Below are 25,789 nucleotides of genomic sequence, written 5' to 3'. Positions count from 1 at the left end.
AAATGAGTTATCTATAAACTACGCGACTTTGCTAGCGGCGAAGCTTGAATTTGGCAGGTCAATTTGGTGTTGTGCAAACACCGTTTGTAATTCCCATTCGCCACATTGGTAAGTGGCTTCTAAGACGCCATAAGAGGCATTATTAGCGTGCTCAAAAGCCATAATTGGTGGCCACCCCTTCATCAAACCGCCAGTAAATAAAGCAGAGATAAGATCGCCTACCCCCACAGGTGATTTAGCAAACTCCAGCTTTGGTCGGGTGACCAAATAGCAACCGCTTGCGTCGGCCATCATCATGCTAAATTGCTGGTCAGACAAACTATGTAAATGCTTAACTAACACTACGTTAGGGCCTAAACTTAAGGCCTTTTGGCAAGCGCTAACTGCATCATTCAGATTATTGATTGGCTGCTTTACAAATCGGCTTAGTTCAAACTGATTAGGTACAATTACGTCTGCTTTAGGCATCAGTTCATCAACCAAATAATCACTCACCCCCTCCGCTAAAATACAGCCTTTCTCTGGGTCGCCCATGACTGGGTCACATACATAGATAGCACGAGGGTTGCTTTGTTTTACTCGCTCAACAACTTCAATCAGTGATACAGCTTGATCGGCACTGCCTAAATAGCCCGACAGCACCGCTTGGCAATTATCTAGCTGACCAATTGCATCAATACCATCAATTAAATCTGTCACTTGGTGTGCCTTCAGACTTTGCCCTGTCCACCCCTGACTATATTGGGTGTGATTTGAAAACTGGACCGTATGAATTGGCCAGACTTCAAAGCCCATACGCTGCAAGGGAAATACCGCAGAGCTATTACCCGCGTGACCAAATACAACATGTGATTGAATAGAAATAATGCCTTTCATGATAGCGCCACCGTTTGAACACATTGAGAAGATAGAGAATAACAAGCGCCCTCAGGCGCTTGTTTCTTTGCAGTTACTGCGCTGTGTACTCAGCGTAATGCTCGTCGAGTACTTTGCGGGTTTCGCGGCCAATTAACTCGTATTCGTGGTGAGTTAAGTTCGCTAACGATACGCGTACTGAGGCATGCACCGTATCGAAGCCTTTACCAGGTAATAAAATTACCCCGGTAGACTGGGCTAAACGGAACAAGAAGTACTGACCTTTGCCACTGTCTTTAAACCAGCGTACAAAGTCTTCGCCGTAAAGTTGGCCACCAATGCGGTCAAGCTCTAGCAAGGTGTAGTAATCAACACGGTCTTTATCTTCGGTCACTTCTAAACCCATGGCGCTGTATAGTGTTTTGTAACGCTCACGAATAATGCGTTTACAAGCCGCTTTGTAGTTATCTTCTAAGTCCATTAGGCAAGTCAGTGAGAATAAGGCCATTTGTACTTGTTGTGGTAAGGCCAAACCAGCAGTGTGGTTAAGCGCTACTGCGCGGCTATCAGCAACGATACGGTCAATAAATTTAATATCACGTGGGGTTGGGGTTAGCGTTTTGTAACGGTCATCTAAACGTTCTTGATGCGCTTCAGGTAGTGCACGCATGGCATCGTCAAACACGTTAGTTTCATGAATACCGATGGTGCCTAAACGCCAGCCAGTTGCGCCAAAGTATTTAGAGAACGAGTACACACACAAGGTGTTGTAAGGCAAGGTTGCAAACAACGATACAAAGTCGTCGGCAAAGGTACCGTATACATCATCAGTAATAATGAATAGGTCTTTACGCTGCTGATTAACAAAGTCAGTGAGCAGGGCCAAGGTGTCGTCAGACATTTTCACTGATGCGGGGTTCGCAGGGTTTACGACACACAGGAGTTTAATGTCGGTATCTGCCAGTTTTTCTATTTCTGATTGAGGTAACTGCCAAGTGGTTTCGTCTAGGCGTAGTTCAACAATTTCTAGGTCGTATTCAGCCAACTCAGGAATTTCTAAGTAAGGGGTGAAAATGGGCGTAATAAGGGCTACTTTGTCGCCTTTTTTCAACAAACCATTGTTGAACATGGTCGCGAAGGTATAGGTCATTGACGCTGTGCCGCCTTCAGTCGCGAACAAGTCAAAGTTAGTGGTCATGGGGACTGAGCCGTACATTTCTTCACCAATGTATTGCTTAACCACTTTCTCAATGTTGGTAAGCATGCGTGAAGGAACTGGGTAGTTACAGCCTAGGAAGGCCAATACGAGTTCGTTAAGGAAATCGTGTTTCTCGATACCCAGTCGGTCTTTTGCGTAGCTAAGGGCTTTTTGTAAAAACTGTACACCATCTTTAGTGCCATATTGTTTTGCAAAGGTATCAAAACGTTCTACAATGCCTTCACCGTTAGGGATACCGCCAAAGCCGCCATCTAAGTAAGCGTAGTTACGCTCTGCTTCTTCAATTGAAAAGTCACCTAAACGTAAAAATGCTTTACGTGGCAAGGTGGCTAAGAAGTTAGGGTTACCACGACCCGCGTCTAATAATGCACGGTCAGGAACCGTGTTCGCGAGGTCAATCAATTTGTCTTTTAATTCAAATGGGCTTAGGTCTGCGAATTGAGTGAAGTCGATATCTAACATATTAATTTACCTTTTAGTTTACATGTTAATGGTGTTCGCCAGGCCAGTGCCTGTTGCGATGGAGGTATAGTAAGAGGGTTAGGAAAATCGGGTTAATCACCGATGAAGGACGCTATCCTTCATGGGCCGTTCGCGGCCAATAATGTCTGTGTGATGACGTCGCGCCATGTGAATTACGCGGCAAAACAAATAACTTAAGACGTTGATATGTAAAAACTAATGGTAGGTATGGTAATAAACCGCAGGGTGATAGATTGGCGCTATAAAATCTGTGTGCGTGTTTTATTTAGCTTCATAGCCGTGAAATAAGTGAAAAAAGTGGCTCAGGCATAGCAGGTCTACATAGGCTTGCCCTAGCCCATCAAGCAAAGCTAGTTCGCCCGCGGGTGTCTATCAGAGAAATGGAATACATGGCGAAACGGCCACTAAAGCCTTATCCAATGCGATATTCACAACATCTTATATAAGGGAGAAATGCTATAGCGAGCGCTAGCACCTTTCGTGGAACAATAACCTTGTTTAACTGAGCCTACAATGTGTAGGCTCAGTTAAAGGAGAACACCACACCGCGCTGAAAATACTGCTACCCAGATCATTAATTAACTGCCAGCTCTTATATAAAGCAAAAAAACAACAAGCGCCCTAAGGCGCTTGTTGTGTTCTCGTGCTTGAGCATGATACTCAGCATAAAACTTTTACATTACATGGCTACGTTCGTGGTGATGATACCAATAATCACTGGGCCCCATAGCGTCAGTAATACGTTAGCGATGGCATAGGTCACGGTGAACGCAAATACCGGTGTTGAGTTACCTGCTTTTTCTAATAGCGCTGCAAAGCCTGGGTTTGCACTTCGACCACCAGCCACTGCTGCCAAGGCTTCAATCGGATTTCTTACTCGTAATACATAGTAAGAGAAGAAGAAGCCAACGATTTGTGGAATTAAGGTAACACCTGCACCCAACATCAACAATGTTAAACCGTGCTCACGGATAGCATCAATTGCTTGAGGACCGGCTTGTAAGCCTACGATACCAACAAATACTGCTAGGCCAAAGTCACGTATGAAGTTTGATGCACCCAATGGGAATGCCGCGACTTTAGGGTTTTTACTGCGTAACCATCCCACCATTAGGCCCGAGATTAAACAGCCTGCGCCTGAGCCGATAGTGACCGGAATACCTGCGATTTTAAAATGAATAAGGCCGATTAGTAAACCTACCGCCATGCCAAGACCGAGCAATACAAAATCAGTCACATAGGCTGAGCCCAAACGCTGACCAATGGTGTTTGCCACACGGTTTAAGTCGGCGGCTTTACCGGTGATTTGAACAATGTCGTGTTTCTCAACCACTAAGTCTGCGCTAATATCTAAACTGTTACCGCCACGGGTGATGCTAGTCACATACACGCCACGGGTCAGTGATTTTTGAGCGGCCTGCTTGATTTGACCGAGCGTTTTGCCAATCAGTGTCGAGTTAGTCGCGATAAGCTGACGATTCTCTTCCACCAATTCTACTGAAGGTGGGATTTCAATCTCATCACCTAACTGGCTAGCTTGTTGTTTCACCGCTGTGCGACGCCCCGTCACGACAACAACGTCACCTTGTTGAACCCTTAAGGTTTCATCGGCTTGTAACTGTTGACCGTCACGTTGTACTAACTCGATAGCCGTATCTATTAAGCTGTCATTGGCTTGTGCAATGGTTTGATTTAATAGTGTGCTGCTTTCGTTGATGCTAAAGGCCCGAGAATCTAAGGCAGTAATGGCGTTAAATTCACCGGCTGCCAACTCCGCTTTACCGGCGTTATTCTTTTCAGCTAACTCTAGTGCTTCTTTACGGATATCCCATTTCATTAGGGTTGGGATAATCCAAGTGACCATTAAAATAGGCCCCAAAGAACCAAAGATGTAAGTGACCGCGTAACCCACCGCTACGTTGGTTTGCATGATGCTTTTAGCTTGTTCGGTAATACCGCCCAACTTGCCAATGGCATCACCAGCCGTACCAATAATCGCAGACTGCGTTAATCCACCCGCTGCAAGACCGGCCGCTGTACCGCGGTCAAGGTCGAACATCCAAGCCGCGCCAAGCACCACTAACAAACCCACTGTGGTCATCACAACGGCTGACAGTAATACGTTAACCGTTTTGCGGTTAAGTGCCCCGAAGAACTGAGGCCCACCTTGGAAACCAACAGCATAAATGAACAAGGCGAAGAAGATACTTTTCACACCAGGGTCGATGCTAACACCTAGCTGACCGACCAATACCCCCATAAGAAGAGTACCGGCTACACCACCAAGCACAAAACGGCCGATGGTAATTTTACCCACTAAGTAGCCAAGGGCTAAAGTGATGAATAAAGCAATATATGGAGAGCTTTGAATAAGCTGATGGGCGATGCTCATAGTGCACCCCCGCATTGATGTTGTGGTGCTGCCATCGACGTAGATACGCTGATGTGCAAACCTTGTTGAGTGTGTGAATTAAACATATCTACCTCTAGATTAAGATCGCCCTGTTGCGATGGAGGTATAATAAGTTGCTAGATACAATCAGGTTAATCGCTAATGAAGGACGCTATCCTTCATATCTGGTCTGTCATTTAGTTTGTATCAACATCACTGCACTTTTTGCAGTTAAAAGCGCATTTTTCCATTATCAATAAACAACACCTACTAGGGACAAGCACAGCAATTAAACGCCTACCTACTAGCGTAAATAAGTACATTAAGGGTATAAGTGGAAGGTCGCCGCTAATTGACCGAATGATTGCCTCTATGAGTACTACCCACCAACATTAAATAACTAGGTGGCAATAGTACATTGGCTATACACAACATAAACTCAGAATAAGTTTTCTCATTACCCATGACCTCACCCGTCTTCATGGAGTTGAAGGTAGACACCCGTTGACGAAGATTAACCGAAGAGGGTTTTTAAGTTACATCACCTTGGGTGGACTAACGTCAATGTTAATTCCTATACCACGTTTTTTGTATATTTTTTGCTGTAGTGAGCCACAGAATAAGGCGCACAACCAGATTGATGTAATCGGTCGGTAAAAGACAAAATATCTTGTTGTTCTCGCTTAGGAGTCTTGTGTTTAGTCATTTAATTTGGCTGCCCATTCACTAGATCTTTCCCATTGGATGAGATTGAAATAGCATTCAAACAATCCCCACAATCACATTTGCAGGCCCCGCTCTTTCATCGCTATTGCGAAGATGTAAATCCCCGGCATGAATGACCTTGTATGGCTAACGCTAACGTAGATATCAATCTAGCTTGTTTCCCTTATGCGCAAAGCATCAAGGCTTACTTGCAGGATTTAATCCTTCTTACGCGAGTTAGTACTGTTCTTCTTCTCTTGTAAAGTCGCTTCCAATGTTTAGCACCTTGAATGTTTACCAAACAGTTTCCATATTCAATTACAGGTTGATTCATGCACAAACTCACAATTTTTTCTGCTTTGTTGGTACCCTTATTAACAACACTACCTAGCATAGCTTCGTTCAAAGACCCGGTTGATGAACGCTTTGATTTGGGCCATCACCTCGCTGAAAACGCTCATGGCTTTTTGCCCATACCTATTTTGATCACTGAACCTGCGGTGGGGTATGGTGGTGGTGCGATGGGCTTATTTCTGCACGAAACCGAGACCGAAAAAAATAAGCGAAAAGAACTCGCTATGAATTCACTAGATGGTGGCGCACAGCTGATGCCTGCTGCCATTACTCTGGTGGGTGCAGCTGGTACTGAAAATGGCACTTGGTTTGCTTTTGCTGGCCATCGTCATTCTTGGCTAAACGATTCGATTCGTTATACCGGAGGAGCAGGCCTTGGTAAAGCAAATCTCGACATCTACAAAGATATATCAATCGGTTCTTTATTTAATCAAACCCTTAAATTTGGCACTAAAACTTCTGGTGTATTTGCCATGCAACAGTTGCAGTTTAGAGTGGCCGATACCCCGCTGATGCTAGGAGTAAAACAGATATTTGGCAAAAGCTCAGTTGAGTCTGATAACGCAATAATAGATAAGCTTTTAAAACTCGCGTTAGGGGAAGGCTCGATGACCTCGGGCTTAGGATTAATAGCTGAATATGATACGCGCAACAATTTATTTTTCCCTACTAAGGGTTACACCGTAAACGCAGAATACATGGTCTACGACGAAGCTATAGGCAGTAAATGGAACTATCAAAATTTAGCTGTAGACGGTCAAGTATTTATCCCTTTAGCTAACAGCTGGACCTTAGCGTTTGCAGGAAACTACCAATATTTTCATTCTAATGAGAGCTTTTTATCTCCCACCGTTCGCCCCTATGTTGACTTACGTGGCGTGTCATCTTACCGCTATCAAGGGGATGAAGTATTCACTATCCAGTCGCAAGTCATGTATGCCATAGACCACCGCTGGACAGTATCAGCCTTTTACGGCCAAGGCCGCACCTCTGATCAAGATGAGTCAAAGCAAAAACACAAGGTAGATGCCTATGGAGCTGGTTTTCGTTATCAAATAGCCCGTCGTTATGGCTTGTATATCGGCGTTGATACCGCATTTAGTAAAGAAGAGAGTGCTGTATATTTTAATGTAGGCAGTGGTTTTTAGTTGTTACCATCAAACTGAAGTTGATTAAAATAAATGGAAGCCATGCCAGGCAAAGCCATTCGCCGTAATATCACAAGCTAGCAATATAAATTGAAACTAATCACTCATACCCACCCGCTATAGGTGGGTGTAAGCCTAATACCTCAATAGTATCGCCTGTACCCCCACTCCCCTGTTAAGCCTTGGCCCTTAGTTGGTTGATGACGTGGTTCGGCGCTACTTTAGCAAGCTCGTCTAAACAAGCTTCAGATTTAGCATTGGCATGTCGCACATAAATGTCACATAGCGCGTAAAGCTGCTCTGGAGAACCGGATATCAAATAGGCTTTTTCAAAAGACTGTACCGACTTATCAATATCAAACGGTTCCTGTAATACGCCGTTTAAATACCAAAAGTAGCTATTTACCTCTGCCAGGCTGGCAGCTAATTCAATTTCATCTGCGGCACTTGCTTTATCATTTAATCTTACTAAAGCCAAAGCCTTCGAATAGTGAAACGATGGTGTGTCAGGTATGTTCGCTATCGCCAAATCAAGTATTTCAAGCGCCTGTTTATCTTGTCTCTGAGCTCGATAGTTGTCGGCTAAACTCAACCATACATCAGGGTTATTCGAATTGCTGTCTAGTAAAACTCGATAGCGTTTATCAGCTTCAAACCACTGATTGTGCCAGCGATAAACATCGGCTAACAACAGTTGAGCATCCTCATCTGACAATGGTTCCAAGTATTGAATCAACTCAGCTAACGGAGCCTTTAATTGATCGCGTTGCTCCTCACTGATACGCATATAGTCAGGTACTAGGTTGATCATTGCCGTCACTCTGACTGATTGCTGGTCATCGTTTAGCAAGGGAGAGACCATACGCCAGCGATGCTCTAAGGGGTAAGGTTCAGATGCGTTAATCGCAGCCTCTCTAATAACCGAAGAGCTGTCTTTTAAACCTCTCACCACAGCCACCAAGGCATTTTGACTGGGGAATTTAGCTAAATCCTGTAATGCTTGCGCTCGGACTTGTGGTGGTTCATTTTGGTCTTGGGCGATATAAGATAACTGCGTTATTTGCTGTTGGCTTAAGCTGCTCGTTTGACCTCCAGCTTCACTCGCCGCCACTGTTTTCTCGGCTTCAGCATAGGCTAAGGTAGCAACAACAGACAGCAGCACAAACACTATAAGTTTAGTCATTTATTCAGCCTTAGTATTTAGTTTCAAAGATGCTAATCAATCTATTACTGCTTTTATTGTCTAAACAATGAAGGCTTAACTCTTGTTGTTTTTCATCGCTGTAGAGACCTTTTTTCACTGGATTTCCGCTAGCGCGAAGCAGGCATGCCAACATTTTATCTGCATGAGCAAAAAATTTGTGCCACCCTGCACACAGATAATTTAGACCGTGTTCACCGTTGCGCGTGCTAATAAAACGGTTTTTCGGACATTCACCATGGCAGGCAAATTTGTAATCACATTGCTGGCACTGAGATGTTAAGCTTCGGGATTTAGCAAAACCAAACTGTTGTTGCTTCTGGCTAAATGCCAAGCTGTCTAATTGTTGCTGATGTATGTTGCCTATTTTATATTCTGGGTATACATAGTGATCACAAGAAAATACGTCACCATTAGGCTCCATAGCTAAGCCTTTGCCACACAACTCATTGAGGGTACAAAGAGGATTAGGCCGCCCCATCCACGTAGCAACACTGGCTTCAAAGTACTGAACATTAACTCTGCCAATATCTCTTGCTACCCATTCATCAAACACAGCAATTAAAAAATTCCCCCATGCCAAATCAGAGACACACCAAGGCTCCATAATGGAATCTTTATCTCCGGGGAAAAGCCGCTTGTCTCCTTGTTTTAGCTGCTGAGCCGTTTTTGGCGCCTGAGGCGCTTCGGTACGAAATGTTTTTTGTTCAACAATAGGAATAAACTGGATCTGCGGTGATTTAACCTCGTCACGCAGAAAACGGTAAACGTCTAATGGGTTTTGACTGGTAAGCTTATTCACACAAGTTAGGGTCGCAAAGTTAACTTTATGTTGATGTAATAGTTCAACCGCCTTCATCACTTGCTTAAAGGTACCGCGTCCAGCCCTGTTGGTTCGATAGGCGTTATGCAGTAATTCTGGACCATCGATGCTTAAGCCAACCAAAAAATTATTAGCGCTCAGAAATTCACACCATCGGGCATTTAGCAATGTGCCATTGGTCTGCAAGTCATTGGAAATTTGAATCCCCGCAGGACGGTATTTATTTTGTAAGGCAACAATTTTTTGAAAGTACTCTAGACCCAGTAGTGTTGGCTCTCCGCCTTGCCAAGAAAATATAATTTCAGGGGTATTTTGTCCTTCGATGTACTGACGAATGTAGGTTTCTAAGGTTTGGTCATCCATTTTAGGTGAGCAGCCTTTTTTATATTCCAGCAAGTCCTGTTTGCTTAGGTAATAACAATAACTACAATCGATATTACAGGCGGCACCAATTGGCTTTGCCATAACATGAAGTCGCTTTGATGCTTTACCGTTAAATTGAGGGCCTTGCATAATTTGCATATTTGTCTGCCAGATGTGTCTTGGTTATCTGTAGCTTAATTGTTCATCGATACCAACGCTCGTTATAGTCTTTATAACCATTAGGAATAGTGGAAAGGGCTAAACTAGAGGCATTAGGTAAACCCCATAAGGTAAGCAATGACAGCGTTCAACAACCGGTATTTAAAGATGATTATTGCACTAAGTTTGCCCGCAATAATCAGCGCTTGCGCAACAAAGCCTGAGCATCCCATCGCGGCATCCATTGAGCAAGATATGGTACTTGTGGAGGGAGGCCAATTTATAATGGGCTCAGATGCTAAGCACGCATCGAAAGCCGAACAACCCGCTAGAGAAGTCCAAGTAGATAGTTTTTACATCGCCAAGTTTGAGGTGACTCAAGGCTTATTTGAGTCAGTCATGGGATCTTCGATGAGCTATTTCCAAGGTGACAATATGCCGGTAAATAACCTCAGTTGGCAGCAAGCCAACTACTTTATAGAACGCTTAAATGCGTTAACCGGTGAAACCTACCGGCTGCCTACCGAAGCAGAGTGGGAATTTGCAGCTATGGGCGGTAATTATAGCCAAGGTTATATCTATAGTGGTTCGAATAATATTGATGACGTTGCCTGGTATAAAGACAACTCAAACAACCAAGCCCGAGCGGTCGGTTTAAAAGCGCCAAATGAATTAGGTTTGTACGATATGACGGGCAATGTTGGTGAGTTTGTTATTGACGCCTTCGATGACAACTACTACCGATATGGACCCAACAGCAATCCTAATAACGCCCAAGAGAGCGATATAAATCTTAGCCATAAATCGGTTCGTGGTGGGAGCTTTTCTTATAGCGCGGATCAGTCTGAAAACTTCCGACGTGACTTTGCCAGCCAATCCATCATCATGTCTGATATGGGCTTACGCTTAGCCAAAGACCATTAACAATCGGTAAGCCTTAGCCACGCTATAACGTCGCTAAGCCACTGACCAAAATATCGATTTTATTTGATTTATTGTTAAGTTGGCTTAGCAGAAACACTCACACGCTATCGCTCACCTTGCATCTGTTTTGCCGCGGTTTTCAATTTTGCTCTTAACCATTGGTGGGCGCTCTCGTTACTGCGGCTTGGGTGCCATATCATACAAAGATCAATATTGGGTAAGTCGAAAGGCAATGGAACGCCCTTAAGCTTATATTTATTGGCGAAGTCTTTAATGGTTGATTCAGGCAACATACCAATTAGCTCGGTGCCTTCAATAACAGGGAGCATTTCGAGTGCACCAGGTGCTCGATATACGATTCGACGTTGCTCTAAATCACCAAAATCATCAGCCCCTAATAGACTGCGACGAGCATGCCACCGCGATATAACCACATGCTCTTCAGCAAGAAACTGCTCAATGCTAATACTGCTACCGATTCTTGGGTGGTCGGCGCTACACACCACCACCAAATCTTCCGACAAAACGGGCTCAAAACTGAGTAGTGTTCTCTCTCTTGGCATCATATCAATAATTAAATCGTGCCGTTGTAAACGTAAATCTGACTCGTAGTCCTCTGTAAACAGTGGATGAACCTCAAGCGAAATATTAGGTGCTGCTTTGTTGATCAATTGGAACAGCTTGGGGATTAATTGATAGTAAGCCGGTGACACGCAAGCAATAGAAAATATTCGGTCAGAGATTTTAGGTTCAAAACTTCTTGAGTTTACCAATGTGGATGCAAAATTTTTCTGCGCCGCTAACATGGCTGGATAAATATCCATCGCAAAGGTGGTGGGTTCTACGCCAGAGGTATTACGATGAAATAAGGGTTCATCGTAGATATCCCGTAGCCTAGATAAAGATTTACTCACCGCTGGCTGGCTGATGCTCAACCTATTTGCCGCTTTAGTGAGATTTTTCTCTTCATAAATGGCGACAAAAACAGGAATAAGATTAAACTCGATACTTTTCATATGCTGCCGCTTAAGTGACAAACCCAAAACGTATAGATTCGCGTCGCTTTGGTCATCTCAGTAAATAGTAAACATTCAGTAAAGTATACGCTAAAACAACTATTTAGAAGCAGAACTTTTATCTTTAAGCCATTTCAGTGCGAAAGGTAATCGCAGTGTTTTACTGCTGATAGTCTGGCTAACACCACGCCAAACCAGCCAATGTAAGGTTCTGCTGTTACTGCCTTTTTGAATCTGTTCACTCTGTGTTACCCAGTTGCGTTCTTGGTTAAAGCGGGATAACTCAACAACACCTTTTTGTCTACGCAACTGTCTATAGATAACCAATCTTGCCAGTGACCAACGTTTTTGTCTCAACGCTAACGCTAGCCTTACGCTCTCCGGATACCCATGACGTTGAAAGTATCGTTGTAAGTAAAAAGAAACCAGAATGGAAATCCCTACAACCACCAGAAAAACCGTTAATTCTAGCCAATAACTCAATAGAAAAGACTTAATGGTGTGGCCAACTGTAACGCTATGCCCTTCGATAATAATGGTTTCTAGCTGTTGAGCATCACTGTTCCACCACAACACGGTGTAAGATGGGAAATCAAGCTCGCCCCCCTGCTGAAGAACATATGTATGTTGCTCTACTCTCGACGATTGGTAATGGCCACGCTCATGAGAGTCATGTAAACGTATCGGTGAGGTATAGGTTTGATAGGCTTTATTCGCAGTGGTTGGCAGTAACTCTGGTATTAAAATCGACAGTGTATCCACCGCATCAACGGCGATGGTTCGAGTTATTACATCCCCGACTTTAAGAGTATTGCTCGACATATCCCAATCTTGGCTCAAGTTCACTGCGCTTGCCGAGAGCCATGTGTGATCATCTGTAATCAAACCACTTGGCATTTTCACATTAAAAAATAACGGTTTAGTATACAAAGTTGCTGACTTTGATTTATTGTCAGGCATAGAGTATTGAACCTGAATAGCCACCGGATCAATCTTGTAGCTTCCTGACACTTGAGGATAGAGCGTGACCTCCCAGCGTTGCCGAGACCATGTTTGGCCATCGATACGCTCGGTATAATTGGTCGCCATAGGATTTCTTTGTTTAACAATCGTATTGGCTATTTCAATATCGCTAATTTTGGTCCCTCTAGTAAACCAACGTGGCGTAGCCACATCAATAGTAAGCACGACTTGTTGATTAACCGCAAAGACTTGATTATTTGCCTCTTGATCCCCCAGCCACGCTTGCAGCACTACTTGCTTACTCGCGCTATCCCCTGCGTCCTTCGCAATAGAGACACTCCCCCCAAAAAAAGACGCTAGGATAAGAAATACACTAATAAGACACCGTAATTGCCGCTTATAGACCATTGGTATCTCCATCCTTATTTTGATCACGGTATTGAATGTGGAATTTTGCATGTAAGAACAATTTGGGATCACTTTCTACACGTTTCAGCCATTTGTTTGCGAGTTCTTCGCTACCCAAAATTTCATTTGCATTCAATGTTTCTTTAACCATCAACTCAGCGATTGTTGTTTCTTCGGCGCCATCAGCCGTTTGCGGGTTGTCATCCAGTTCAAAGGATTCCTCCATACTTTCGGTCGTTCCTGTTTGGCTTTTGCTTAAACGGTTAATTTCTTCAACTATTCCATTAATAACATTTAGATTGTGACGCACTTGTTCGCTCAAGTCATGACTAAGACTCGATGACTCAAGCAGCATTGTCAGTAAGTGCCTTGCTGCTATATATTCACGTTGACGAGCCAATGAGCTAGCGGCGTAAAAGTAGCCTAAGTCACTGTCCAATTTAAGAAACTCACTGTGTGCCAAGCTATACTCTGCGGCGTAATAGTAAGCAACGCCCTTACGCAAAGGATCAGAATAGTGTTTGGCGGCAGGTAAATACTGCTGTCGATTAAGTAGCCGCTGTCCCTGTTGATTTGGCGTGAGCCATAAATTTAGCCACCACTGAGTCACTTTGCTGCTTAAAGTGATGGTTTCGCCTAACGGTGCAGGAGATATGTCTTGAACCAAAGCTTGGTTGTTATCATCACGTGTAAAATTCACATCATTAGCCATGGCACTTAGGGGAAACGCACCGGGGATCAAAACAAGCGCGACAAAACACCATTGGACCAACCAGCCTTTACGAAACCACAGTAACAATAACAAGGCTACAGGAAACAGTAAGTAGTATCCCATGTCTTTCCAGGGCATGGCTGATTCACCATTTAAGGTCATATGACTGTCGATTAAACGGTTTAATTGCCGCACATCAGTGTCATCGATGCTTGCTTCAATTAAGCGCCCCTTTGACAGTTGGGCTAACTTTGTTAAAGAACTAATATCTAAGGGGCTTTGGCTGATGATGTCTCGGTTACCCACCGCGAGTACCAACAATTGGTTGGGGCTATCCTTAAAATAGCGTTGATAATGGTCAATTGTTTTCGGTGTCGCGCCATCGGTCATCAATAGTACCGTGTTACCCTGCTGGCCCTTGAACTGCTCATCGATAAGCGACAAAGCTTGCTCGGCAGATTTGCCCCTTACTGGCATAATGTCGAGGCTGATAGCCGATAAAAATGGCGCAAACACCTGCTTATCTTGGGTCGCTGGCATCGCCCAATGCGCCGAACCGGCATACACTATCAGCCCGCTTCTGCCGCCTTGGCGTAATTCCATTAAGTCTTGAATTTTGTGTTTTGCGCGCTCTAAGCGGTTTGGCGCAATATCTTGTTGCAGCATACTTTCACTCACATCCAACACCACCAACAGGCTTGCCTTATCTTCACTGAAAGGTGAAACCAAGCGTTGCCAAGTTGGGCCCGCACAAATGATGATAGGTACACTAAAACCAATGGCCAATACCTTAAGCGGTAGTAGGTTTTTCCAGCCGCGTTGATTTATGGTTAACGCTTTTTTTAAATGCTCAGGCAAAAAGGTGTTACTTTGGTGCTTGGTGGCCATTCTCCATTGCACAAAAAACACGACTGCCATAGGAAGCAGCGCAAACAACCAATGAGGTCGTAAGAAATGAAATTGTGACAGTGCTTGCGACAATATAGAAAAATCAAACATCAGTTTTTCCTTGTAAGCTCGACTGGCGAATATTAGTTAATTTTTGCCTGATCAGCCTTGCCATAGTCAACAAGCCAAATACCGTCATATTTATGCAAACGGCAAACATCACTAAGTATTGGTATACCGTTTGTTGAGTACGAAAAGTCGTTGTTTCGTAGAGAGAAGGTTCTAACTCAGAAATTCGCGAATAAGCCTCGCTTAAGGCTTTTCGATTTATCGCTTCAAAGGCTTCACCGCCGGTTTCACTGGCTACTCGAACAATGGTCTCCATATCGAGGGCTTGCTCACCCACAGTAAGCGGATCTCCCATGGCAATCATATGGATCCTTAGCCCTTTAACAGCGGCAACTTTCGCGGCATCAATGGGCTCAACAAAGCTACCGGTATCATTGCCATCGGTTAACACTATCGCCACTTTCTCTCTAGGTAGCTCATCTTGGTTAAGACTATAATCTTGATGTTCAAACACCTTTATAGCTAGCCCTATGGCGTCGCCTAAATGAGTACTGGGGCCAGCCATTGCTACTTCAGTTTGATCGAGTAAAGCCAACCAAACATCAAGATCAGAAGTAAACGGGGTTTGTACAAATGCCGCATCGCCAAATAAAATCATGCCAAGGCGATCGCCTTCCCTAGACTGTACAAATTCTTTTAGGACATGCTTAACAGCCGTTAAACGGTCTAGTTTTTCTCCGTCGCTAGAAACAAAATCCTGTTCAGCCATTGACGCCGACAAATCAATCACCACCATCACATCACGGCCATAGCTTTCCCTAACCAATGGTTCACCTAATACCGTTGGTTTTGCCATCGCGCTAACCAAACATAACCAAGACAAAATAAGAATGCTTTTTTGCCAAGCATTGGCTTTTAGTTGTTGTGCGCCTTGCTGGGGTTTTTCTCCGATAGCTTGACTAATCAGCTCGAAAAACGACACCTTTGTCGCTTGCTGTTTGGTGCGATAGGCAGGACTAAACCAATAAACCACCAGCGGAAGCGGTAAGGCTAAAAACCAAAATGGGTAAGCAAATTCAAGGCTACTCTCAATCATGGGCTGGTCCACTATGGTGGCGTAGCCACAGTACCAACTGCTTGAGTAACAACTGCTTCTGTTGATTAGTTAGGCTAACTTTGGCGTTAACAATTGAGAGCATCCATAACTGACCCAATTCACCAGTAAAATTTGCTGTCATAGGGGATGAATAGCGCTCTAACGATAACAGAAATTGGTCGCCAAAATGGCTGCCTGCGCGCCTATCTAAATGGCTTAACGCCGCTTTTGTTATGGTAAACAAATGATAGCCAAACTGCTGTTGATTGATGTCGATGCTATGCAGCGCTTTTATCGCCTGTTTCCGATAACGGTTACACCACCAAAACATCACCCATTTACTCACTGCACAAACAGCGATAACCATCAGTAATAGCGCGACGACTTTCCACGCCATAGTTTGCGGTAACCCACTAACGGACTCTGGGATCGCGACGTCGATTAAGTCTCGCAATATATAGGTACTGGGTGCGTTATGCTCTGTGATCATCGCCCACCTACCATCTTCTTGAATTGTAAGATATGGTCGCCAGAGGTATTCAGCGCTACCAGTGGAATGTTGTTGTTCAGCATCAACTTTGCCAATTGTTGACGAGTACTATCTGCCCTTAAGCGCAGCTGCTGGTTAATTTTGTCCACGCTAGATTGGCTATCAATAGCGAGTTGGTGGCTGCCATTACCCATCACCCAGTTTTGTTTTGAAACCGCATTAGGCAGTTTTAGTTCTAGGGGATCGGTTATAGAGATCGCTAACACGTCATTGTGTTGCCGCAATGGGATTAACTGCGACAGTTGTGACACTGATGCATCAGCCCAATCGCTAATTAAAATCAAGGTAGTAGACCTAAGTTTCAAACGAGTAAGCAAATGAACTATTCCGTTAAAGTGGGACTCGGGTGAGTCTACAGAGCTTACCGATAGTTGTTGATTGGCGGCTGCAATTGCTTTTAATTGGGCTAACAGGTCATGCTGTGAACGTTTAGCTTTACTCCACTTAATTTTGTCCTTGTCAGAAATGACAAAGCCTACTCTGTCATTGTCCTTTAGTACTCGCCATGCGCACAACGCAGCCACTTCTGCAGCAACCACCGATTTCATTACTTGAATAGAAGAGAAAAACATACTGCTTCTTTGATCAACCCAAATTAAAACGTTGCGGTCTTTCTCTTCAGTGTAATTACGAATATGTGGCTTACCGGTTCGTAAGGTTACTTTCCAATCTAGATGACGAATATCATCACCGAGTTGATAGTGCCTCAACTCATCAAAATTGAGCCCTCGGCCCCTAAACCTAGACTGGTGCCGTCCAGACAATACACTGCCAGCCTTAAGCCTTGGCAATAGGCTCAATGACTGAGCCTGAGACTGCAAGCGCACAAGTTGCGCATAATCACAGTGGATCCTTGAGTCTGTGCTGTTAGATATATTGTTAGCGCGGGGCTTCACCATGGCTTGGTCACCTTTAGCCTATTACTACATGATCAAGCAAGGTGTTTACCACCGTTTGATGATCAATCCCGTCGGCCAATGCATCGTAGGATAGACAAAAGCGATGGCCTAACACCTGAGTAGCTATCGCTCGCACATCATCTGGTAGCACATAATCACGCCCTTCGAGCCAAGCATAGGCACGCGCACATTTATCCAGTGCTATCGATGCCCGAGGACTAGCGCCTACGTCTATCCATTGTGCTAATTGTGTGGCCGGATACCGAGCAGGTTTACGGGTAGCCATTACCAAGGCAACTATGTATTTCTCTACGAGTTCAGAAACATCAATATTGCTTAATTCGCGCCTTGCCGCAAAAATCGCTTCTGGCTCAATGCTTGTTACAACGGCACCATCAACATTAGATCTTGGGGCATTTGTTTCCTCACCTCTTACTAAACGGATAATCGCTAATTCAGCGTCATCTTCTGGGTAATCAACATTTATCTTCATGATAAAACGATCCATTTGAGCCTCGGGTAATGGGTAAGTACCCTCTTGCTCAACCGGGTTTTGGGTAGCCAACACCATAAAAAGTTCAGGTAAGCGATGTGTTTGGTCACTAACAGTTACTGTTGATTCGGCCATCGCTTCTAACAACGCTGCCTGTACTTTAGGCGGAGCACGATTTATTTCATCGGCCAGAACAATGTTATTGAAGATAGGACCGGCTTGAAATTTAAGCTGTGGCTTACCCTCTAGCTCTTGATACGTTTCGGTACCCGTCACATCAGATGGCAACAAGTCAGGGGTAAACTGAATACGCCCAAAGCGGCTATTTAAGCTATTAGCTAATGCCTTAACAGATCGCGTTTTAGCGGTACCAGGAACCCCTTCAAGCAAAACATGCCCGTTAGTTAATAAGCCGATGACTAAAGCTCGTACTACGTGGGTTTGTCCAACAACCTCTTGTTCTATCGCTGAAATTAGTTGATTAATTTGACTCTGTGTCTGGTTCATAGTTTACCCACCAATGTTGTTATAACGATCTTAACTGAAGGCCTCATAACATTTGGTTATAGTCACTATAAAGCGACAGCTATTGGTATTGGGATTACTTTAATCGCTGACAAACGTTACCGATCTTTAACGTTTCTATTCCCAATAATAAATTACAGATGGAGTCCTTATGACTACCCATATAAACAAAGTCGCAGTGGGTGTTGGCTTAATCGCTACTTCCGGCGCTGCAGTTGCTGCCTCTCAACCCAACATTCTTGCGATCTGGGGTGACGACATTGGCATCTTTAACATCAGCGCTTACAACAACGGTATGATGGGTTACCAGACACCCAATATTGACCGTATTGCCAGCGAAGGCGCTCTGTTTACTGACCATTATGGACAACAGTCCTGTACGGCGGGACGCGCCGCATTTCTCACCGGGCAAGAACCGTTTCGTACCGGTTTGTTAACTATTGGAATGCCCGGCTCAGACCACGGCATTCCTGACTGGGCTCCGACAATTGCCGACTTGTTAAAAGAACGTGGCTACATGACCGCCCAGTTTGGTAAAAACCACATGGGCGACCAAGATAAACATCTCCCAACAAATCATGGATTTGATGAATTCTTCGGTAACCTTTATCACCTTAATGCCGAAGAAGAGCCTGAAACTTACTACTACCCTAAAGACCCGGAGTTTCGCAAAAACTTCGGCCCTCGGGGCGTCATTAAGTCAAGTGCCGACGGCAAAATTGAAGACACCGGTCCAATGACGCGTAAGCGTATGGAAACAGCCGATGAAGAATTTTTAGAGGAGTCTTTAGCCTTTATGGAAAAGGCCGTTAAAGCGGATAAGCCGTTTTTCATCTGGCATAACACCACGCGTATGCATGTATGGACACGCCTGCAAGAGAAATATCAAGGCGCTTCAGGCATATCGATTTATGCCGACGGTATGCTAGAACACGATGATCATGTGGGTATTCTTCTAGACAAACTCGATGATCTAGGAATTGCCGACAATACCATCGTTATTTACTCAACGGACAATGGCGCTGAAACAGCGTCATGGCCTGATGGCGGCGCAAGCTTTTTTCATGGTGAAAAAGGCACAACCTACGAAGGTGGGATGCGCGTTCCACAACTAGTACGCTGGCCTGGAGTTATCGAGCCCGGCGCAAAAATTAACGATATCATGTCACATAAAGACTGGATCCCAACGCTATTAGCCGCTGCTGGCGATGACCAAGTGGTAGAAAAGCTTAAATCTGAAGACGGTGCTCGTTACAACGGAAAGAATTGGCGAGTTCACTTAGATGGCTACAACTTTATGCCTTACTTTGAAGGAAAAACCGAAAAAGGCCCGCGCGACTCTATGTTTTATTTCTCTGCAAACGCTGAGTTAAATGCAGTTCGTTGGAATGATTTTAAGGTTTCATTCGCAGTAATGGAAGGTAACATCTCCGATGCTGTTCGTTTTCAACCTAACTGGCCACAAATTGTTCACCTCCGTGCTGACCCATTTGAAAAAGCCCCTCACGAGTCAGGTTTATACCTACGTTGGATGGCTGATAATATGTGGTTATTCGTACCTGTAGCTAGTCAGGTGCAACCATTTATTGAATCAGTTAATCAATACCCCTTCCAACCAAGCCAAGTACTAAACCTAGGCAATTTTAATCAAGATGTATTCATGCTGAAAAATAAACTGAATCAACTTGAGCAAGCCGCTGGCAAGTAAGCGCGGTAACGTTGCCAACTAAACCTTACTAGAGCCACTTTAACAGTGGCTTTTTCATAAGCTCTTTTGGGTGAATATATGTTAAGTAGAATCAAATTAATTATTATTTCTATAAGTATTTTGGGCGCTTTCAAGGCCTATGCCGACAATGACCCTTTGCCTTCTTGGAATAACGGTGACACTAAACAAAGTATTATTTCTTTCGTTAACCAAGTGACCGATAAAAATTCACCTCATTACGTGCCAGTGGCCGAGCGCATAGTAACCCTAGATAACGACGGTACCCTATGGAGTGAACAGCCAATGTATTTCCAGTTGTATTTCGCCTTAGACAGGCTACAAAAACTGGCGATAAAGGACCCTAAACTGGCCGAACAAGAACCCTATGCAGCAGCGCTTAAAGGAGACATCAAGCCATTACTAGCAGCAGGAGATGAAGCACTACTATATCTAGCCTCACACACGTTTACCGGAATGACTGTCAGCGAATACCACCAAATGGTCGAAACGTGGGTAAGTACGGCTAAACACCCAACAAAGGATAAGCTATTTACCGAGCTGGTTTATCAACCCATGATTGAGATGATCAACTATCTAAAAGCCAACGACTTTAAACCCTATATTGTTTCTGGTGGAGGCATAGAGTTTGTTCGTCCATGGGCCGAAAAAGTTTACGGTATACCTCCAGAGCAAGTCATTGGCAGCAGCTTTAAAACCGAGTATCAAATGCATGACGGAAAGGCGGTACTGATAAAAAAAGCCGAGTTACAGTTTGTTAACGACAAAAATATGAAGCCGGTTGCGATTAACCACCACATTGGTCGTAAGCCAATTATGGCATTTGGTAACTCTGACGGTGATCTTGCTATGTTACATTGGACAACTTCAGATTCTACGCCAAGTATGAGTGTGTATATTCATCATACTGATGCCACACGTGAATGGGCTTATGACCGCGATTCACCTATTGGCCAACTAGATCAAGGCCTCATTGATGCTAAGCAAAACAGTTGGCCTGTAGTAGATATGAAAAATGATTGGAAGGTTGTTTACCCTTACGAGTTAAAGCAATAATTTTTAACTAGCCGTTTTCACGCAGAAGGAAGCTATAAAGCAACCTTCTTTTACTTTTTGGCGATGATCACACTTAAGAAATGGTTAAAGAACATTACCAGGTATCTATTGACAAAAAATACTCACTAATTGATCAAGCGCACCGCCAGTTATAAAACCCCACCATGTAAACAGAGGCTGGTTAAACAGGCTAGGCAAACATTAGAAGAATAGGATAAAACCCCACTTATTAGTCCGAAAAACAGATTTTACCATTGCTTGAAAAGCCAGTTTTTAGTAAAATATTGGCCTTCTATTTGATAGGTGTTTCGTTGAAATATTTTTGGCGTAAGTTTTTCTTAGTTAGCCTTATAACACTATGCTCTCACATTGTGACAGCTCAAGTGGCTACATCTGCGCCTTCGGATAACTCGGTTCTCTCTACCTTTCAAATTGAAGCTTTAGATTCATTGGTCAGTCAAAAGTCCTTTAATAGTATTGAACATGAGAATGGCTACTTAGACAGTGAAGACGAACATTCACAATTAAAAGCTTTTTCGTCCTATTTTCTAAATTCCTTAAGGCGTGTTGAGTCTAGTGACCATTGTGCTGCCTATGGCGTAAGTCCCGACTACTTTTTATTATTCGCTCTATTGCCCCCCCTTCTATTTGAGCTTGCTCAACTTGCTAGTCCGATTCAAAAAACCCAGTTTCATTGGACTGCTAACGTTAGTACTACACGCTCAAGAATTTCCGGATGGAAAGAAGCAAACACGCTTTATACCCACAATAATTCACACCTAAGTTAACTCTCTTCGCCCAATCAATTTGGGCAATAAAAATAACGCAAATACATCTATAAGCTGTTGTTTATGTTGAATGACATTTTTGACAGAGCTTGCGTACTTTATTTTTTCTAAAAGAGAATTACCCCGTGAAAAAAACCAGTTCCCCAATAAATCACTATGCTAAATGGAAATATGCTGTGCTTATATTTAGCGTAGTGGTTATGACTTTGAGTGCTCTACCCTCTTGGTATGGTGACAATGCAGCACTGCATATTACTAGCAGAAATCAAACAACCGACGTGGCCAACCTTGCGCGCTATTTCAATGATAGCGATATTGATTTTCTAGACATCTATCAGCAAGGCGATAGAACGGTAGTGGTATTGGACCAACCCGCTCAACAGGCGAAGGCTCAACAACTATTGGCTAATAAGCTAGGAGACGATATTACTGTGGCGCTGGCCATTGAGCCGGCGGCACCAAATTGGCTGTTGAATGCTGGTTTCTCACCGATATCGTTGGGTCTAGATTTAAGAGGTGGCGTACAGTTTCTTCTAGAGGTTGATATGAAGCCTGTCTATCAAGCTCACGCTCAAATGCTTATTGACGAAATTAGGCAAGAAATCCCGCGAAGTCGTGGTCGTCAGCAAGATGAAATCGCACGAATCACCCTGCCATCTAGCGGTGATGTTGCACATGTTCGCCAACACATTCGTGAGAACTTTCCCCATTGGCAGTTAAGCGCTTCTGGTAAAACCGTCACCCTACAATTAGCGGAAGAAGAGAAAGCCACCCTCAGAAATTTAACGGTTCAGCAGAACCTACAGATTATGCGTAGCCGAATCGAAGAGCTCGGTATTACTGAAGCTATCGTGCAACGCCAAGGCGAAAATCGAATTCGCATTGAACTGCCAGGAGTACAAGATCCATCGGCGGCCAAAGATGTGATAGGAGCCACCGCCTCGCTGGCTTTCCACGCGATGCCTAGAAATGTGGGCCAGCAAACCCAACAATTGCTCGACAGTGATGGCAACCGTTTGTCAATTGCTCGAAGAGCCGTACTCGGTGGAGAACATATCATTGATGCGCGAGCCGGTATGGGTGAAATGGGGGGTTCCGAAGTTAATATATCGCTTGATTCTGTAGGCGGCAGAATGATGGCTAACTTTTCTCGTGCAAATATCGGCGAGCCGATGGCCACGGTATACAGCGAATACAGCAGAGACGCAAAGGGGAATAGTCAAAAAGTCAGTACCGTTATCAGTGTGGCCACTATTCAATCTCAGTTAGGTAATCGTTTTAGAATTACTGGCGCTGGCAGCATGCAAGATGCTCAAGAACTGGCTCTGTTACTAAGAGCTGGGTCATTAACTGCACCGGTCACTATTATTGAAGAAAGAACCATAGGCCCATCACTCGGCGCTGAAAATGTAAAAAATGGCTTTGGAGCCTTAGCCCTAGGTTTAGGCCTAACCCTCAGCTTTATTGCGCTGTGGTACAGGCGCTTAGGTTGGGTGGCCAATGCTGCTTTGATAACCAATATGGTATGTCTATTTGGCTTGATAGCCTTATTACCCGGTGCCGTTCTTACCCTACCCGGTATTGCTGGACTGGTGCTAACTGTTGGCATGGCAGTAGATACTAATGTGCTAATTTTTGAACGCATAAAAGACAAAATGAAAGAAGGTCGAACTTTTGCGCAATCTATTGATCGAGGATTTCAAAGTGCTTTTGGTTCGATTTTCGATGCCAATTTAACCACCATGATTGTTGCCGTTGCCCTTTACTCAATCGGCAATGGCCCCATACAAGGCTTCGCTCTAACACTGGGTTTAGGCTTGCTAACCAGCATGTTTACTGGGATTTTTGCTTCTCGAGCACTGATCAATTTGGTTTGGGGGCGTGATCAACGCCGTGACCTAAGGTTATAGACAATGACTATTTCTAATAATTTGCTTACTCGTATCCGCTTGCTGATGTCTGGTATGTCAGTCCTTCTATTCATCTTTGCGGTAACGCTAATTAGTGTAAAAAGCTTTAACTGGGGGCTTGATTTTACTGGCGGTGTGGTCGCTGAAGTCAGGCTAGATAAATCACTGAAGCTTAACGAGCTTAAGTCGCACCTTGATCGTTCTCTAGCTCAAGATGTGCAGGTGATTAGCTCAGCTGAATCTGGCAGATGGCTGGTTCGTTACAACCAACCCGACGCAATTAGCGAGCCACTCGCCAGCACCTTGGGGTCGATCAGTGAGTCGGTAGAAGTGCTAAATAGTAGCGTTGTTGGCCCACAAGTTGGCCAAGATATGGTCGAACAAGGAAGCTTAGCCATGTTTGCTTGTTTTATACTCACCATGATCTATTTAAGCTTTAGATTTGAATGGCGCCTCGCTTTAGGCGCGTTGTCGGCATTGATCTATGACGTAGTGATCGTTATAGGCCTGTTTTCCTTAACGGGCATGGAGTTTAACCTGACGATTTTAGCGGCAGTATTAGCCGTGTTAGGTTATTCGCTCAATGATTCTATCATCATTGCTGATCGGGCCCGCGAACTGTTAAGAGCCAATCCGAAAGGCGATACAAATATCATTATTAACGACACATTAAGAGCAACCGTGTCTAGAACTTTAGTGACCTCTGGCACAACACTAGCCACAGTATCAAGTTTGTGGCTACTAGGAGGCCCTGCGCTAGAAGGTTTTGCCATCGCATTATGTCTAGGTATTGCCAGTGGGACTTGGTCTTCAGTGTCTTTGGGGGTGACCTTGCCACAAATGATTGGTTTAAAACCAGAGCACTATCAAGTTAAAGATATTGATACTAAAGAGGCCTACCTATGAGCCGCTTCCTCAAACAAGAATATGTTTTAGTTGTCGGTATTCTGACTGTTTTACTGTTTAAGTTAATGGGTGACGAGTTACTGCACAGTAGTATCACATCAGTGCCTAGTGTTGTGCTAATTGCGGTGCTGTTTGTGGTGGTGATGGCGTCAATTTTTGCGGTAGTGAGACACTCTGATGCTTTAGCAATAAAGCTTGGTGACCCCTATGGCACGCTAATACTGACCCTTTCAGTGGTGATACTTGAAGTGGTGATGATCTCGTCAGTCATGTTGACTGGAGACGCCAACCCAGTATTGGCCAGAGATACCATGTTTGCGGTTATTATGACGGTACTAAATGGCCTAGTGGGCTTAACCCTGCTGTTAGGCGGGCTTAAGTATCATACCCAAAAATACAATATCGAAGGATTAAAGTCTTACTTGGTCGCTATCATCCCACTGGCGATTTTGTGTTTGATTTTACCCAACTTCACTCGAGTGGATGACGCGGGCTCTATGTCGGCGGTAATGACCGCTACCCTCGTGTTAGTGTCAATTTCACTGTATGCCGTGTTTTTGTTCATTCAAACTAAAAGCCATACCCACTTTTTTATCGATGAAGATCATCAGGATGAAGAGGAGTTCCATGGCCCAATTGGCAGCAATTTGTATCACGCACTACTGCTGATTGGATACCTCATCGTCGTTATATTTTTAGCGAAGAGTTTTGCTATCCCCATCGATAGCACCATTAACTTGTTAGGTGCTCCACAAGCACTTGGTGGATTTGTCGTTGCGGTACTGGTCTTAGCACCTGAAGCCGTTGGCGCTGCGAAGGCGGCGCTAAACAATCAATTACAGCGGGCAATGAATCTGTTCTTTGGCTCGGTTTTAGCCACCATCGCCTTGACAGTGCCCGCAGTATTACTCCTCTCTGGGCTAATTAACCAGCCTATACACTTAGGCCTCAGGCCCTCCGAAATGGTGCTGTTATGTGCAACATTAATGGTGGCGAGTTTAAGCTTTAGCAGTGGTAAAACGAACTCCTTAAACGGGGCGACCCACTTAGTTCTGTTTTTTGCCTACTTAATATTGATGTTTGAATAAACCTGTTCGACCCACAGAAACCTTGTGCCTCGGCACAAGGTAAACCTCCATTCTAATAGGGTGAAATTTT

The 25,789-nt window shown here is 44.2% G+C and carries 21 protein-coding genes; 8 read left to right on the top strand and 13 right to left on the bottom strand.

What is annotated here, in order from left to right:
• Positions 1–18 precede the first annotated feature (18 nt).
• The 4 genes from pdxY to ACVFI8_RS20870 all read right to left on the bottom strand — a co-directional run bounded on the left by pdxY (position 19) and on the right by ACVFI8_RS20870 (position 5,655).
• Positions 19–876 (bottom strand): pyridoxal kinase PdxY, encoded by an 858-nt coding sequence (gene pdxY / locus ACVFI8_RS20885; protein WP_457872568.1) that lies wholly within the window; start codon positions 874–876, stop codon positions 19–21.
• A 73-nt stretch (positions 877–949) separates the two neighbouring features.
• Positions 950–2,536: a bifunctional aspartate transaminase/aspartate 4-decarboxylase gene (locus ACVFI8_RS20880; RefSeq protein WP_248711668.1), complete on the bottom strand. Its 1,587-nt coding sequence runs from the start codon at positions 2,534–2,536 to the stop codon at positions 950–952.
• Positions 2,537–3,236: 700 nt separating this feature from the next.
• Complete coding sequence (aspT, locus tag ACVFI8_RS20875) at positions 3,237–4,949, bottom strand: aspartate-alanine antiporter (protein ID WP_457872567.1); 1,713 nt, start codon at positions 4,947–4,949, stop codon at positions 3,237–3,239.
• 574 nt (positions 4,950–5,523) lie between these two features.
• Positions 5,524–5,655, bottom strand: a complete 132-nt coding sequence (locus tag ACVFI8_RS20870) for a hypothetical protein (RefSeq protein ID WP_457872566.1) — start codon at positions 5,653–5,655, stop codon at positions 5,524–5,526.
• Between the two features lie 331 nt (positions 5,656–5,986).
• On the opposite strand from ACVFI8_RS20870, the gene ACVFI8_RS20865 reads away from it, so the two are divergent.
• A complete protein-coding gene (locus tag ACVFI8_RS20865) occupies positions 5,987–7,156 on the top strand; it encodes a BamA/TamA family outer membrane protein (RefSeq protein WP_457872565.1) in 1,170 nt (389 codons plus the stop codon).
• A 175-nt stretch (positions 7,157–7,331) separates the two neighbouring features.
• On the opposite strand, the gene ACVFI8_RS20860 is transcribed toward ACVFI8_RS20865, so the two are convergent.
• Both ACVFI8_RS20860 and ACVFI8_RS20855 read right to left on the bottom strand, forming a co-directional pair.
• Positions 7,332–8,339 (bottom strand): hypothetical protein, encoded by a 1,008-nt coding sequence (locus ACVFI8_RS20860; RefSeq protein ID WP_457872564.1) that lies wholly within the window; start codon positions 8,337–8,339, stop codon positions 7,332–7,334.
• Positions 8,340–8,349: 10 nt separating this feature from the next.
• On the bottom strand, positions 8,350–9,702 hold the full coding sequence (locus tag ACVFI8_RS20855) for an anaerobic sulfatase maturase (protein WP_457872563.1): 1,353 nt from the start codon (positions 9,700–9,702) through the stop codon (positions 8,350–8,352).
• A 138-nt stretch (positions 9,703–9,840) separates the two neighbouring features.
• Here ACVFI8_RS20855 and ACVFI8_RS20850 point away from each other — a divergent pair, with 138 nt between their 5' ends.
• Positions 9,841–10,626, top strand: a complete 786-nt coding sequence (locus ACVFI8_RS20850; RefSeq protein ID WP_457872562.1) for a formylglycine-generating enzyme family protein — start codon at positions 9,841–9,843, stop codon at positions 10,624–10,626.
• 104 nt (positions 10,627–10,730) lie between these two features.
• On the opposite strand, the gene ACVFI8_RS20845 is transcribed toward ACVFI8_RS20850, so the two are convergent.
• The 7 genes from ACVFI8_RS20845 to ACVFI8_RS20815 form a co-directional block, all read right to left on the bottom strand.
• A complete protein-coding gene (locus ACVFI8_RS20845; RefSeq protein ID WP_457872561.1) occupies positions 10,731–11,642 on the bottom strand; it encodes a LysR family transcriptional regulator in 912 nt (303 codons plus the stop codon).
• Between the two features lie 99 nt (positions 11,643–11,741).
• Positions 11,742–13,013 carry a BatD family protein gene (locus ACVFI8_RS20840; protein ID WP_457872560.1) on the bottom strand — a complete coding sequence of 424 codons (1,272 nt, stop codon included), beginning with the start codon at positions 13,011–13,013 and terminating at the stop codon, positions 11,742–11,744.
• A complete protein-coding gene (locus ACVFI8_RS20835; protein ID WP_457872559.1) occupies positions 13,003–14,724 on the bottom strand; it encodes a vWA domain-containing protein in 1,722 nt (573 codons plus the stop codon). Before ACVFI8_RS20835 ends, ACVFI8_RS20840 begins: the two co-directional genes overlap by 11 nt.
• Positions 14,717–15,778, bottom strand: a complete 1,062-nt coding sequence (locus ACVFI8_RS20830) for a vWA domain-containing protein (protein WP_457872558.1) — start codon at positions 15,776–15,778, stop codon at positions 14,717–14,719. The genes ACVFI8_RS20835 and ACVFI8_RS20830 overlap by 8 nt, the downstream gene beginning before the upstream one ends.
• Complete coding sequence (locus ACVFI8_RS20825) at positions 15,771–16,268, bottom strand: DUF4381 family protein (RefSeq protein ID WP_457872557.1); 498 nt, start codon at positions 16,266–16,268, stop codon at positions 15,771–15,773. Before ACVFI8_RS20825 ends, ACVFI8_RS20830 begins: the two co-directional genes overlap by 8 nt.
• Positions 16,265–17,227, bottom strand: coding sequence for a DUF58 domain-containing protein (locus ACVFI8_RS20820; RefSeq protein WP_457872556.1), 963 nt, complete (start codon positions 17,225–17,227; stop codon positions 16,265–16,267). Before ACVFI8_RS20820 ends, ACVFI8_RS20825 begins: the two co-directional genes overlap by 4 nt.
• Before the next feature lie 13 nt (positions 17,228–17,240).
• On the bottom strand, positions 17,241–18,227 hold the full coding sequence (locus ACVFI8_RS20815) for an AAA family ATPase (RefSeq protein ID WP_457872555.1): 987 nt from the start codon (positions 18,225–18,227) through the stop codon (positions 17,241–17,243).
• Positions 18,228–18,396: 169 nt separating this feature from the next.
• On the opposite strand from ACVFI8_RS20815, the gene ACVFI8_RS20810 reads away from it, so the two are divergent.
• From ACVFI8_RS20810 to ACVFI8_RS20785, 6 genes are all read left to right on the top strand, one after another.
• On the top strand, positions 18,397–19,953 hold the full coding sequence (locus ACVFI8_RS20810) for an arylsulfatase (protein WP_248711681.1): 1,557 nt from the start codon (positions 18,397–18,399) through the stop codon (positions 19,951–19,953).
• 78 nt (positions 19,954–20,031) lie between these two features.
• On the top strand, positions 20,032–21,027 hold the full coding sequence (locus tag ACVFI8_RS20805) for an HAD family hydrolase (RefSeq protein WP_248711682.1): 996 nt from the start codon (positions 20,032–20,034) through the stop codon (positions 21,025–21,027).
• Positions 21,028–21,338: 311 nt separating this feature from the next.
• Complete coding sequence (locus ACVFI8_RS20800) at positions 21,339–21,815, top strand: hypothetical protein (RefSeq protein ID WP_248711683.1); 477 nt, start codon at positions 21,339–21,341, stop codon at positions 21,813–21,815.
• Between the two features lie 125 nt (positions 21,816–21,940).
• Entirely contained in the window at positions 21,941–23,725 is a 1,785-nt protein-coding gene (gene secD, locus ACVFI8_RS20795) for a protein translocase subunit SecD (protein ID WP_248711684.1), read from the top strand.
• Positions 23,726–23,734: 9 nt separating this feature from the next.
• A complete protein-coding gene (gene secF, locus ACVFI8_RS20790; RefSeq protein WP_248715629.1) occupies positions 23,735–24,631 on the top strand; it encodes a protein translocase subunit SecF in 897 nt (298 codons plus the stop codon).
• Positions 24,628–25,719, top strand: coding sequence for a calcium:cation antiporter (locus ACVFI8_RS20785; RefSeq protein WP_248711685.1), 1,092 nt, complete (start codon positions 24,628–24,630; stop codon positions 25,717–25,719). Before secF ends, ACVFI8_RS20785 begins: the two co-directional genes overlap by 4 nt.
• Positions 25,720–25,789: the final 70 nt, after the last annotated feature.

The sequence above is a fragment of the Agarivorans sp. MS3-6 genome, from assembly GCF_054112545.1.
The sequence above is the reverse complement of the archived record's forward strand: the minus strand, read 5'-3'. Positions and strand labels throughout refer to the sequence as shown.

What these genes read in the sequence shown, in the direction of transcription:
- ACVFI8_RS20850 (WP_457872562.1), top strand. Translation starts at nt 9,841, where the DNA reads ATGACAGCGTTCAACAACCGGTATTTAAAGATGATTATTGCACTAAGT.
- ACVFI8_RS20815 (WP_457872555.1), bottom strand. Translation starts at nt 18,227, where the DNA reads ATGAACCAGACACAGAGTCAAATTAATCAACTAATTTCAGCGATAGAA.
- ACVFI8_RS20880 (WP_248711668.1), bottom strand. Translation starts at nt 2,536, where the DNA reads ATGTTAGATATCGACTTCACTCAATTCGCAGACCTAAGCCCATTTGAA.
- ACVFI8_RS20810 (WP_248711681.1), top strand. Translation starts at nt 18,397, where the DNA reads ATGACTACCCATATAAACAAAGTCGCAGTGGGTGTTGGCTTAATCGCT.
- ACVFI8_RS20830 (WP_457872558.1), bottom strand. Translation starts at nt 15,778, where the DNA reads ATGATTGAGAGTAGCCTTGAATTTGCTTACCCATTTTGGTTTTTAGCC.
- ACVFI8_RS20870 (WP_457872566.1), bottom strand. Translation starts at nt 5,655, where the DNA reads ATGACTAAACACAAGACTCCTAAGCGAGAACAACAAGATATTTTGTCT.
- pdxY (WP_457872568.1), bottom strand. Translation starts at nt 876, where the DNA reads ATGAAAGGCATTATTTCTATTCAATCACATGTTGTATTTGGTCACGCG.
- ACVFI8_RS20825 (WP_457872557.1), bottom strand. Translation starts at nt 16,268, where the DNA reads ATGATCACAGAGCATAACGCACCCAGTACCTATATATTGCGAGACTTA.
- aspT (WP_457872567.1), bottom strand. Translation starts at nt 4,949, where the DNA reads ATGAGCATCGCCCATCAGCTTATTCAAAGCTCTCCATATATTGCTTTA.
- ACVFI8_RS20785 (WP_248711685.1), top strand. Translation starts at nt 24,628, where the DNA reads ATGAGCCGCTTCCTCAAACAAGAATATGTTTTAGTTGTCGGTATTCTG.
- ACVFI8_RS20840 (WP_457872560.1), bottom strand. Translation starts at nt 13,013, where the DNA reads ATGGTCTATAAGCGGCAATTACGGTGTCTTATTAGTGTATTTCTTATC.
- ACVFI8_RS20845 (WP_457872561.1), bottom strand. Translation starts at nt 11,642, where the DNA reads ATGAAAAGTATCGAGTTTAATCTTATTCCTGTTTTTGTCGCCATTTAT.
- ACVFI8_RS20855 (WP_457872563.1), bottom strand. Translation starts at nt 9,702, where the DNA reads ATGCAAATTATGCAAGGCCCTCAATTTAACGGTAAAGCATCAAAGCGA.
- ACVFI8_RS20805 (WP_248711682.1), top strand. Translation starts at nt 20,032, where the DNA reads ATGTTAAGTAGAATCAAATTAATTATTATTTCTATAAGTATTTTGGGC.
- ACVFI8_RS20835 (WP_457872559.1), bottom strand. Translation starts at nt 14,724, where the DNA reads ATGTTTGATTTTTCTATATTGTCGCAAGCACTGTCACAATTTCATTTC.
- ACVFI8_RS20820 (WP_457872556.1), bottom strand. Translation starts at nt 17,227, where the DNA reads ATGGTGAAGCCCCGCGCTAACAATATATCTAACAGCACAGACTCAAGG.
- ACVFI8_RS20860 (WP_457872564.1), bottom strand. Translation starts at nt 8,339, where the DNA reads ATGACTAAACTTATAGTGTTTGTGCTGCTGTCTGTTGTTGCTACCTTA.
- ACVFI8_RS20865 (WP_457872565.1), top strand. Translation starts at nt 5,987, where the DNA reads ATGCACAAACTCACAATTTTTTCTGCTTTGTTGGTACCCTTATTAACA.